This is a genomic window from Paenibacillus sp. NPDC056933, from assembly GCF_042674385.1.
Lineage (GTDB): Bacteria > Bacillota > Bacilli > Paenibacillales > Paenibacillaceae > Paenibacillus.
The window spans coordinates 14,789-26,281 of sequence record NZ_JBHUQN010000003.1; the positions used below are offsets into that span (position 1 = coordinate 14,789).

The 11,493-nt window shown below is 44.9% G+C and carries 10 protein-coding genes; 8 read left to right on the forward strand and 2 right to left on the reverse strand.

Features of this window, described 5'->3' with window-relative positions; genetic code table 11:
* Positions 1-55: 55 nt before the first annotated feature.
* Both ACFTRD_RS20325 and ACFTRD_RS20330 read right to left on the reverse strand, forming a co-directional pair.
* A complete protein-coding gene (locus ACFTRD_RS20325) occupies positions 56-1,417 on the reverse strand; it encodes a GntP family permease (RefSeq protein ID WP_379383169.1) in 1,362 nt (453 codons plus the stop codon).
* A gap of 255 nt (positions 1,418-1,672) precedes the next feature.
* Positions 1,673-2,347 carry a GntR family transcriptional regulator gene (locus ACFTRD_RS20330; RefSeq protein WP_379383171.1) on the reverse strand — a complete coding sequence of 225 codons (675 nt, stop codon included), beginning with the start codon at positions 2,345-2,347 and terminating at the stop codon, positions 1,673-1,675.
* A 667-nt stretch (positions 2,348-3,014) separates the two neighbouring features.
* Here ACFTRD_RS20330 and rpmH point away from each other — a divergent pair.
* From rpmH to noc, 8 genes are all read left to right on the forward strand, one after another.
* Complete coding sequence (rpmH, locus tag ACFTRD_RS20335; RefSeq protein WP_024629517.1) at positions 3,015-3,149, forward strand: 50S ribosomal protein L34; 135 nt, start codon at positions 3,015-3,017, stop codon at positions 3,147-3,149.
* Between the two features lie 362 nt (positions 3,150-3,511).
* Entirely contained in the window at positions 3,512-3,862 is a 351-nt protein-coding gene (rnpA, locus tag ACFTRD_RS20340; RefSeq protein ID WP_053781949.1) for a ribonuclease P protein component, read from the forward strand.
* Between the two features lie 74 nt (positions 3,863-3,936).
* A complete protein-coding gene (locus tag ACFTRD_RS20345; protein WP_379383174.1) occupies positions 3,937-4,821 on the forward strand; it encodes a YidC/Oxa1 family membrane protein insertase in 885 nt (294 codons plus the stop codon).
* A complete protein-coding gene (gene jag / locus ACFTRD_RS20350; protein ID WP_379383178.1) occupies positions 4,818-5,519 on the forward strand; it encodes an RNA-binding cell elongation regulator Jag/EloR in 702 nt (233 codons plus the stop codon). Before ACFTRD_RS20345 ends, jag begins: the two co-directional genes overlap by 4 nt.
* A gap of 177 nt (positions 5,520-5,696) precedes the next feature.
* Positions 5,697-7,073, forward strand: a complete 1,377-nt coding sequence (gene mnmE, locus ACFTRD_RS20355) for a tRNA uridine-5-carboxymethylaminomethyl(34) synthesis GTPase MnmE (RefSeq protein ID WP_379383180.1) — start codon at positions 5,697-5,699, stop codon at positions 7,071-7,073.
* A gap of 213 nt (positions 7,074-7,286) precedes the next feature.
* The gene (mnmG, locus tag ACFTRD_RS20360; protein ID WP_379383182.1) at positions 7,287-9,176 is read left to right on the forward strand and encodes a tRNA uridine-5-carboxymethylaminomethyl(34) synthesis enzyme MnmG; all 1,890 of its coding nucleotides are present in this window, start codon (positions 7,287-7,289) and stop codon (positions 9,174-9,176) included.
* Positions 9,176-9,898, forward strand: a complete 723-nt coding sequence (gene rsmG, locus ACFTRD_RS20365) for a 16S rRNA (guanine(527)-N(7))-methyltransferase RsmG (protein WP_379383183.1) — start codon at positions 9,176-9,178, stop codon at positions 9,896-9,898. The genes mnmG and rsmG overlap by 1 nt, the downstream gene beginning before the upstream one ends.
* Positions 9,899-10,658: 760 nt before the next feature.
* Positions 10,659-11,477, forward strand: a complete 819-nt coding sequence (gene noc / locus ACFTRD_RS20370; RefSeq protein WP_379383184.1) for a nucleoid occlusion protein — start codon at positions 10,659-10,661, stop codon at positions 11,475-11,477.
* The last annotated feature ends 16 nt before the right edge of the window (positions 11,478-11,493 follow it).

Genomic DNA, 11,493 nt, shown 5'->3' on the forward strand with positions numbered 1-11,493 from the left:
TAACCTTCTTTCCAGTGGACCTTTCAGAATTTTTCCTTCTATATATCAAGTGAAGTTAAACGACTGTACTTAGCAGCAAAATAAAGATCAGTCCAACGACAGACAATAGTGTTTCCATAACGGTCCACGTCTTGAGTGTCTGGGACACGCTCATATTAAAGAACTCCTTGATCATCCAGAAGCCAGCGTCATTCACATGGGACAGAACAAGGGAGCCTGCACCGGTAGCGAGTACAACCAGCTCAATATTGGCCCCTGGTGTGAGCGCAAGAACTGGAGCAACAATACCAGCTGCTGTCGTCATCGCAACGGTTGCTGAACCGGTGGCTACCCGAATGAGTGCGGCGACAAGCCAGGCGAATAGAATGACGTTAATATTCGCATGTGTGGCCACTTCTGCAATGGCATTTCCTACACCACTATTGATCAGGACCTGCTTGAATGCACCACCACCACCAATAATGAGGATGATCGTCGCCGTAGGCGCCAGACATTCACTGGTGAAACGGGAGATTTCATGTTTGTCGAAGCCGCGTGAGAATCCGAGTGAAAAGAGGGCAAACACAACGGAGATCAGCAAAGCTATAATTTCATGGCCGATAAATTCACAGAAGACCGTAAATCCGCTTGTAGCATCCGGGTCCACAATATTGGCGATGGAACCAATGAGCATCAGAATGACCGGCAGCAAGATTGTAAACAGGGTGATTCCGAAACCGGGCAAGCTGTTACTTTTTTTCGCAGCAAATTGTTCAGCCAGCTCCGCTGGCGGCTCGGTATGTATTCTTTTACCGATAAATTTACCGAACAGGGGTCCTGCGATAATGGCTGTTGGGATACCTACAATAAGGGAGTACAGGATCGTTTTACCCAAATCGGCGCTGAATGCTTCGATGGCAATCATGGGAGCCGGATGAGGCGGAACCAGACCATGTACTGTGGAGAGACCTGCCAAAATCGGAATACCGATTTGTAGCAGTGACATATTGGTTTTACGTGCAACGGTGAAAATGATCGGAATTAGCAGAATGACGCCGACTTCGAAGAAAACGGGAATACCGACGATAAATCCAACGATCATCATTGCCCAGTGCACACGTTTTATACCGAAACGATCCACAAGCGTAGTGGCAATCCGTTCAGCACCGCCGGACTCAGCCATCATCTTACCGAGCATGGTGCCCAGACCGATAACGATGGCGATTGTTCCGAGTGTGCCGCCAAGTCCTCCCGTAATTGATGTAATGACGTCGGCAGGCTTCATGCCTGCAAGTAAACCAAGCATTAATGCAGATATCAAAAGAGTAATGAAGGGATTCCATTTGTATTTGGAAATCAATACGATCAGAAATACAATCGCAATCAATGTCCAGATCAACAATGTTGCATTGTGGGATAGTCCAAAAAGAGTGCTCATGAGGTATGCTCCTTTTATCTGATATATAACGCTTACAAGTGAGATAAACATCGGTCAGTGAAACGGAAATTTTATGAACCATGCAGTTCAGGTGAGCTTGATTCACCCTTAATATACCCAAAAATTAAAACAAAATCGCATTTTGTATACTTGTCGACAAGTTATGGCGCAATCATTCACAATGGATATGATTGCGCAGCCCCCAACACTATAGATGAACAACCCATAGGTGAATGGAAATTCATCATAGCTTTGTTAGGAATCAAAGCTTTCATTCAACGTCTTGCCGGAATCCTTAAAATAGGTGTGGACTCCAGCCTGAATCCGTGCTTTGTCACCCGATTCAAGCGCCTCAATCAGCAAACGATGTTTGTTAATTACAGCGCTTACCTTCTGTTCACCTTGAACAAATACCCTGCGGGTCGTCAGCAGCATGACGGTCATAACGACATAACGGATGCTTTTCCATAGATGTAAAATACGAGCATGCTGGGCAGCTTCGATAATACTCTCGTGAAAAGTCAGGTCCTGGTAAGCGAATTCAACTGCATCCTGATGACGCCCGGCGAGTTCCATCTTGTCCAACACGTTGCGAAGATGTGTGATTAATGGTTCTGGAACATCACTTGCGAGTCGCTGTTGTACAAAACTCTCAATCAGGAAACGGACATCATACAATTCTTCGACATCCTTAATTTTCAATCCCAGAACAACTACACCCATGCGTTCCAGCCGAATAAGCCCTTCATTCGACAAGGTTCTTAACGCTTCACGTACAGGTGATCGACTGCTGTCAAAATCAGCGGCAATCCGATTTTCTGACAAAATCTCTCCAGGATGAAGGGTTCCGCTGATGATCCGCAGCCTTAATTCGCAGGCGATCGCTTCCCCGCGGGAAGCTCCCTGAAGCCAGGAAGAAGGAAATAGCATATTGGCTAACGCTCCTATTGTAAGTAATCAGTTCAATACTGATCATATCACAACTATTTTACGGGTTAAGCATTTTGTCCCAATCCGGAGAACGATCAAAACGCCAGAATGCACCATGCATGTTTAATGTCTTACATTGTATAAAAATATAAATGGATTTTTCAAGGAGCTACAAGGTGAGATATCTCCCCTTAAGTATACTTGTATACAAGATGTGATTTTTATCCTACACCTTTCTAGAAAACTTGTAAACCATAAGAGTAAAGCGGATACATTAAATTTTAAATTCATTAGGCTGTAGAGCCATATTGCTTAAATATCGAATAAAAATCCTTATCCACATGTGAATAACTTTATATGAGAGTCAAATATGGTATATGGAGGGTTTCAGAGGGTGTGGATAAACATAAAAAGGACCTTTTGATGAATCCAATCAGGTATTGGGGATAACTTTAGAGATTTCTAAATACGATTCTGAAAGGTTATAAACAGAGATAGGCAGGGTGAAGTTCTAAGGGAGGTTGGAACAGGCAATAAAAGGAGGAGGGAGTCAAGAGGCTCACAGTTGACTTTTCCAGGTGTTCATGGTTAAATATATAAAGGTGTTTTCTGTGAAGATGAAAATGATTCATCACATAAGTATTTCCTTGTAAGGAGGTGCAATACATTGAGACCTACATTCAAACCGAACGTTAGCAAACGTAAAAAAGTTCATGGTTTCCGGAAAAGAATGAGCACGAGCAACGGACGTAAAGTTCTGGCTGCACGTCGCCTTAAAGGCCGTAAAGTCCTGAGTGCTTAAATGCATGTGAAGACCACCGAGGTGGTCTTTTTTTTCTTAAATAGGTCATTTCAGACTGGATGCTCGTATAGGTCAGGTCTGAATTGGCTGCGCAAAAGCCTGCGTATACATCTATGCTCGATGAATGAGTTGTCCGTTTTTTCGAAAACGTTCCTTATATAAGGATGATCGCTTGCCCGGTTCAAGTTAGCCGATCAGCAATCATCCCGGATGAATGCTTGCCTGGTTCAAATAGCCGGTCAGCAATCATCCTGAATGAAGTTGCCGCCAAGACGGTTTATCGTTATTCAAGAAAGCCTATACTAAATCAGTAATGAGGCCTCCGTCAATAATGATGGTGGAGAACAGCAAGGAGAAGCGCCGTGTATAAAAGACTGCGTTTACGGAACCGGGCCGACTTTAGTCGCGTATACCGGTATGGGAAATCGTTTGCCAATCATCAATTTGTGGTGTATGGCTGTCGTCGTAAAGATACAGAACAATTCCGAGTCGGTGTATCCTGTAGCAAGAAAATCGGGAACGCTGTCGTTCGCAACCGAATGAGACGCATGATAAAGGAAATTGTACGCCATCATGAGAAAGAGATTGTCACGCAGATGGATCTGATCTTTATCGTCAGAAAAGGTGCATTGGACATGTCCTATAAGGAGATGGAAAAAAGCCTGCTGCATGCGATGCGCAAGGGCTCTCTTTTGAAGTCGGGCAAGCGGTAAGCTTCGGTTTATTTGTCCTCCTAATTATGGTATGATTTACGGTGGAATGGAATGGTTAAGAGAGGGGTTATGAAGTGTCGCGATTGAAGACATCAAAGGGGAAGTGGATTCTCCTCATTGCAGTCATTGCAATGGTCACTGTACTCGCCGGGTGTACTCCACAAGGAGCCGGGGTTACTACGGAAGATCTGAAGAATAGTGATTCTTTTTGGCAAGCCAATGTTATTTATTGGTTCTCACTGGCGCTCGATACATTTGCCAACTGGTTTAACGGTGAATATGGACTGGCCGTCCTTGTGATGGTGTTAATTGTACGGACGTTAATCTTGCCGCTGACAATGAAGCAGGTTCGCAGTTCCAAGGCGATGCAAGCTATTCAGCCGCAGTTGAAAGAAATTCAAGCCAAGTATAAAGATACACCTGAGAAAGTTCAGCAAGAAACAATGAAGTTGTTTCAGGAGAACAAAGTTAATCCGATGGCCGGTTGTCTGCCACTTATCATTCAGATGCCGATTTACATCGCACTTTATAACTCAATTTACGGAAACTCCAGTCTGAGAACACATGATTTCTTGTGGCTACAACTCGGATCACCCGATCACCTGTTTATTTTGCCAGTGCTGGCAGCTATCACAACATTTGTGCAAACGTGGATGATGATGCGTATGAATCCTGCACAGCAGGTCGGACCGATGCAGTTTATGCTGTGGGTGTATCCGATATTGATCTTTGTTATGTCTTATCAGTTCCCGGCTGCATTGCCGCTGTACTGGTTCTACAGTAACATCTACACGATCGTGCAAAACTATTTCCTTTACCGGAATAATGATAAAATCGTGGCTGAGGTCAACGTGAAGCAGAACAGCTCTTCCAAAAATGGAAATGGAGCTAAACGCAAAAACGGTGGCAAGGCAACTGTCTCTGGAAAAGGGTCGAAAGGGGCCAAAAAATCGAAATGACCAAAGTCATTGCGTCAGGAAAAACCGTTGAAGATGCTGTAAACCAAGGATTGGCTGAGCTTGGCGTAAGCCGGGACAAGGTCGAGATACAAGTGTTAGAGCAGCCGTCAAAAGGATTCCTGGGTTTGTTCGGGGTAAAGGCCGCTAAAGTTGAACTGAAACTTCTACCTGTGCCTGAACCTGTTTCACAGCCGATCAAACCAGCCGCACATATACCTCAGGTTGAAACGACACTTGAGGGTGTGGCAGCTAAAAATCCCTATGAGGAAGCGGCTGCTTTCTTAAAAGAAGTGGCAGCAGGTATGGGACTGGATGTTGAGGTGCATATCAAAAAACAGCGTGACGGACATATCTTTAATATTGCCGGGGAAGACTTGGGCATGATTATTGGGAGACGCGGACAGACGCTGGATGCACTTCAATATTTAACGAACATTGTGGCGAACCGATATTCGGAAAGCTTCGTTCGAATCGTACTGGATGCAGAAAATTTCCGCCAACGTCGACGCAAGACGCTGGAGGATCTGGCTGAACGCTTAGCTGGACAAGCCATTCGCACCGGTAAAGAAGTTGTACTGGAGCCTATGCCTCCGCTCGAGCGAAAAGTCATTCATGCTAAGTTACAAAATAACCCGCAGATTAAGACCTACAGCAAAGGCGAGGAGCCTAATCGGCGCGTGGTCATTACGACGAAATAACACGAATTGAAGACGCAATGGCTTCCTGCCCGGTGCAGAAGCCATTGCTTTTTTCGTACAGAAGCATTTTATGAACATTTAAATAGTGGCTTTAGAGGCATGTGCCTTGACCCATTTGAAATCAATATAGCGTCCTGCGGGGCGCAATTTTAAAATAGAGCAAGGGGAGAGATAACCATGATCAGTGATACGATCACAGCGATATCAACGGCTGTCGGAGAGGCGGGAATCGCAGTAATCCGGGTGAGCGGCCCGGATGCGGTGTCGGAGACGGAGAAGATTTTTCGCAGCAAAACCCCACTAACACATGCAGCATCCCACACGGTCCATTACGGTCATATTATAGATCCGGGGACTGGCGAGAAGATTGAGGAAGTCTTGGTGACGGTGATGCGGGCGCCACGTTCCTTCACAACAGAGGATGTCGTGGAGATTAGCGCTCATGGCGGTGTGGTGTCTGTTAAACGTGTCATGGATCTGCTGTTGCAGCTGGATATTCGTCTCGCTGAGCCCGGCGAGTTCACGAAGCGTGCATTTCTTAATGGACGGATTGATCTGTCCCAGGCGGAAGGGGTCATGGATCTCATTCGTTCCAAGTCCGATCGGGCATTCTCGGTTGCGCTCAAGCAAGTAGAAGGCAAATTGTCATCCAAACTGCGTGATCTCAGATACACATTGGTCGAGACGCTTGCTCATATTGAAGTAAATATCGACTATCCGGAGCATGATGTGGAGTCGTTGACATCCGATTTTATTAAAGAAAAGTCCAGTCAGGTCATGATTGAAATCGATAAATTGCTGGTTACAGCAGAACAAGGAAAGATACTGAGGGAAGGGATTACAACGGCGATCGTTGGACGACCTAACGTAGGCAAATCCTCATTGCTCAATACGTTGGCCCAGGATAATCGCGCAATTGTAACGGACATTCCAGGTACAACACGTGATGTTATTGAGGAATTTGTTACAATTAACAATATACCGCTCAAGCTGCTCGATACAGCAGGTATCCGGGAAACGATGGATGTCGTGGAGAAGATCGGGGTGGAACGTTCGCGTTCTGCTGTGAATGAGGCGGATCTGATATTGATGGTCATTAATGCTGCGGAGCCGGTACATGAGGATGAAATTGAATTATTGGAACAAATACGCGGTAGACAATCCATTATTATAATGAATAAAATGGACTTAGCGCCGCAGGCAGACCGTGAAGTCCTGCTTCGTTATATTCCGGAAGAACGGCTTGTTCCGATGTCGGTAAAAGATGATCTGGGCGTAGACCGATTGGAAGATGCCATCTCAACGTTGTTCTTCAGTGGCAAGCTGGAGTCAGCCGATCTGACGTATGTCAGCAATGTGCGTCACATCGCTTTGCTCAAAAAAGCGAAACAGTCGCTCATTGATGCCTATGAAGCTGCCGAACAGCTGATTCCCATTGATATGATCCAGATTGATGTCCGTCTGGCATGGGAGCAGTTGGGTGAAATCGTAGGTGATACGGCACATGATGCGTTGATCGATCAGATTTTCTCTCAATTCTGCCTCGGAAAATAACACCGGACAAACATACCCGCTCTGAAAAGTAGTATGATAATAAAGTCCATCTGTGGGTGGTCAAAGAATCCGCGAAAATGTCTGAAGTGAATATAGACTTGATGGCTTAATATATATCGGATACGCGTGTATGTGGAGCGTGTTCGCGTTTTAAACAACATAGTTCGCGTACGTGTATTAACAAGTGCAGCGGCAAAAGGGAGGTAAGTAGGGATGGCTTTTAATGGCGGAAATTATGATGTAATCGTCGTTGGTGCAGGACATGCTGGTGTGGAATCGGCACTGGCTGCAGCCCGTATGGGGTCCAAAACACTAATGATTACGATCAATCTGGATATGGTGGCTTTCATGCCTTGTAACCCATCTATTGGCGGACCGGCAAAAGGACATGTGGTACGTGAGATTGATGCACTTGGTGGAGAGATGGGACGGAATATCGATAAGACCTTTATTCAGATGCGGATGCTTAACACAGGTAAAGGACCTGCGGTTCATGCACTTCGTGCTCAGGCGGATAAATTCTCTTACCAACATACGATGAAAGAAACGATGGAGAATGAACGCAACCTGACGATGCGTCAAGGGATGGTTGATCGCTTGATCGTTGAGGATGGACATTGTGTGGGTGTGGTTACGCAGACAGGCACAGAGTACCGTGCCAAAGCCATAGTTTTGACAACAGGTACGTACCTGCGCGGTAAAGTTATTATGGGCGAATTGATGTACGAAAGTGGCCCAAATAATCAACAGCCTTCGCTTAAACTGTCGGAGCATCTGCGGGAGCTTGGCTTCGAACTGGTTCGATTCAAAACAGGTACACCACCGCGTGTGCATAAGGATACGATTGATTTTAGCAAAACGGAAATTCAGCCGGGTGATGACGAGCCGAAGTTCTTTTCTTATGAAACAGAATCTTCTGATAATGAGCAGCTGCCTTGTTGGTTGACGTATACGTCTGTGGAAACACACCAGATTATTAACGATAATCTTCACCGTGCACCCATGTTCTCAGGGGTGATTGAAGGTACTGGACCGCGTTATTGCCCATCGATCGAGGATAAAATTGTGCGTTTCAGCGACAAGCCGAAGCATCAGATTTTCCTGGAGCCAGAAGGCAAAAACACATCGGAGTACTATGTACAGGGGCTGTCGACCAGTCTGCCAGAGGATGTTCAATTGGCGGTTCTGCGTTCAATCCCGGGTATGGAAAAAGTAGAAATGATGCGTAACGGATACGCTATTGAATATGATGCGATGGTACCTACACAGCTGTGGCCTTCACTGGAAACGAAACGTCTGCCAGGTCTGTTTACAGCAGGGCAGATTAACGGTACTTCCGGGTACGAGGAAGCGGCAGGACAAGGCGTGATGGCCGGCATCAACGCAGCGCGTAAAGTACAGGGGAAAGATCCAATCGTTCTTGACCGCTCCCAAGGTTACATTGGTGTGCTGATTGATGATCTTGTAACCAAAGGTACGAATGAACCTTACCGTCTGCTGACTTCCCGTGCAGAATACCGTTTGTTGCTTCGTCATGATAATGCAGATATGCGTTTGACAGAAATCGGTCATGATATTGGATTGATCACTGAAGAACGTTACGCCAAATTCCTGGATAAAAAGGCAAAAGTTGAGCAGGAAGTAGCTCGACTGAAAGTGGCGAAAGTTCGCCCTGTCGAGGTGAATTCGAAGCTGGAAGAGATTGGCTCTACACCGATTCAGGATGGCAGTACACTTCTTACATTGATGCGTCGTCCAGAAATCGGATATGACTGGATTGAACAGATCTCACCTTCTGAAGTGGAACTGAGTCCAGATATGAAAGAGCAAGTGGAAATTCAAATTAAATATGCGGGTTATATTGAGAAACAATTGATCCACGTGGAACGTTTGCTAAAAATGGAGAAAAAGAAAATTCCGGATACGATTGTATATGACGAAATTCATGGCCTTGCTATGGAGGCAAAGCAGAAGCTCGCTAAGATTCGTCCAATCTCGATCGGACAGGCGTCCCGTATTGCCGGAGTCACTCCTGCGGATATCTCCATTCTGCTGGTTTACCTGGAGCATTATAACCGTGTAACCGCAGCAAGGGGACAATAATGGACGATATTCAACAGCAGCTACAACGGCGTCTGAAGAAACATGGATTGGAGCTGGATGAACGCCAGCTGGAACAATTCGAATTGTATTTTCAGGAGCTGGTGACCTGGAATGAAAAGATGAATCTAACCGGGATTACCGAACGTGAACAAGTATATACAAAGCATTTCTATGATTCGGTATCGTTGGCGTTTTATACAGATATGTCAAAGGTAACCAAGCTTGCAGACATCGGTTCAGGAGCAGGATTCCCTGGACTGCCACTTAAAATTTGTTTCCCGCATATCAAGCTGACCATCGTTGATTCACTGAATAAACGTATTGGCTTTCTGCAGCATGTCGTGAACACACTCGGCTTAACGGATGTAGAACTGATTCACGGGCGTGCAGAGGAACTGGGGCGCAAGGAAGGGTACCGTGACAGCTACGATCTGGTTACAGCGCGTGCAGTAGCCAAGTTGGCGGTTCTTAACGAGTTCTGTCTGCCATTTGTTCGGAAAGGTGGATTATTCGCTGCAATGAAGGGCGGAGACCCTCGCGAAGAAATGAAGGAAGCTGAATTTAGCTTTAATCAGCTGAAAGGACGGGTAAAAGTAGTACATCCGTTTCAGCTGCCGGTTGAAGAATCGGAACGCCATATCATTCTGATTCAGAAGTTTGACAGAACTCCATATAAATATCCACGTAAACCGGGAACACCACTAAAAACACCTTTGATATAGTCTTGTAGGTTGACTGGTTTACTTGATCAGAGTTTTCTATGCAACATCGTATATAGTTTAAAAGGTAAGATGATAATTGTTCGTTTTATTAGCGAAGAATATGGAATAAGAGTAAAGAGGATGTTTCACGTGAAACATCCTCTTTTTGTGTTTTTTTTATCATCATTGTATAGATAGCCTCTACATCTTCATTACATAGAACTGAGAAAAGAAAGCCAAGAATTAATTTTTAAAGAAAAAACGAACCATGCGATAGATTATTTCTGTGGTACACCTATACTCGGTTGTATGGATTGCTATTCTTGGAGAAAGAAAGATATAGGGGAGACAGCAAAGCATAGGGTTGTTCTGCCCATGGTGGAATGGAAAATCGAAATTCAAGTTGTATTCAGCAGGCACACAAGGCAGCTACTATGAGCAAGTGCTATGTGTAGAGGTCATTCATATCTTACTGTGTGTGAGTAGTCTTATGGCTAATGTTTATGAAGAAAAAGCAGGAAAATTAGAAGAGTTTAAAGAATAGGTAAACATAGGATTATGGAAGAAAAGATGATAGAATAGAAGTATCCGGTTCTGGATTACAGAGATCATAGATTATATGTATAGATAGATTTTGGAGTATTATTGTGTGGGTTACACAAGGCGTCTTGGAAGGCACAACTTATTCGAACAACGACAGCATATGAAAGGGTCGCTTATTGAATAAGAAGCACCTGCAACTCTGCGGGAGCTATTACGAAACTAGGTGGTAATATACGGAATGAAAGAACAATTTTCGAAGTTGTTTGGTTTGGCGGAGCGCAATAACGGAGATGAGATTAAACAAATTCCGGTCAATGAAATTGTGAGCAGCCCATATCAACCCCGTACTATTTTTGATGATGATAAAATTGATGAGTTGTTGCAGACGATCAAGACACATGGAGTTATTCAGCCTATAGTCGTCCGCGTACGAAATGGATCATATGAGATTATCGCCGGGGAACGTCGCTGGCGTGCAGTTCGAAAACTTGGTTTGGATCACATTCCAGCCATTGTACGGGAATTCAACGATTCTCAGGCAGCATCCATCGCATTGATTGAGAATCTGCAGCGTGAGGGACTGACTTCCATTGAAGAGGCTGTTGCTTATCAGAAATTGATTGATTTGCACCAACTTACACAGGAAAGTCTTGCGCAGCGTTTGGGTAAAAGTCAGTCAACCATTGCGAACAAAATTCGATTGTTGCAGCTTCCAGACGGCATTAAGACGGCATTGATGGAACGTAAAATTTCGGAGCGCCATGCCAGAGCATTGCTTTCGCTGGATACGGAAGAGCTGCAAATGAAATTGCTCGGAGAAATTATTGATAAAGAGTTAAATGTTAAACAAACGGAAGCAAGGGTTGCCTTTTACAAGGAAGCCTCGAAGATCAAAAAATCCAGACGTGTCTCTTTCACCAAGGACGTTAGACTTGCTCTTAATACGATTCGTCAATCCATTGATATGGTAACAGGCTCCGGTCTGGACATCAAGACCAAGGAAGCAGATCATGAGGACCATTACGAGATCGTTATTCATATCCCGAAACGCAAATAGTTGAAGCTCTTACAGC

Excerpts from the sequence above, each read along its gene's own strand:
- noc (WP_379383184.1), top strand. The coding sequence starts at position 10,659 with ATGAAAGAACAATTTTCGAAGTTGTTTGGTTTGGCGGAGCGCAATAAC.
- ACFTRD_RS20325 (WP_379383169.1), bottom strand. The coding sequence starts at position 1,417 with ATGAGCACTCTTTTTGGACTATCCCACAATGCAACATTGTTGATCTGG.
- jag (WP_379383178.1), top strand. The coding sequence starts at position 4,818 with ATGACCAAAGTCATTGCGTCAGGAAAAACCGTTGAAGATGCTGTAAAC.
- rsmG (WP_379383183.1), top strand. The coding sequence starts at position 9,176 with ATGGACGATATTCAACAGCAGCTACAACGGCGTCTGAAGAAACATGGA.
- mnmG (WP_379383182.1), top strand. The coding sequence starts at position 7,287 with ATGGCTTTTAATGGCGGAAATTATGATGTAATCGTCGTTGGTGCAGGA.
- ACFTRD_RS20330 (WP_379383171.1), bottom strand. The coding sequence starts at position 2,347 with ATGCTATTTCCTTCTTCCTGGCTTCAGGGAGCTTCCCGCGGGGAAGCG.
- mnmE (WP_379383180.1), top strand. The coding sequence starts at position 5,697 with ATGATCAGTGATACGATCACAGCGATATCAACGGCTGTCGGAGAGGCG.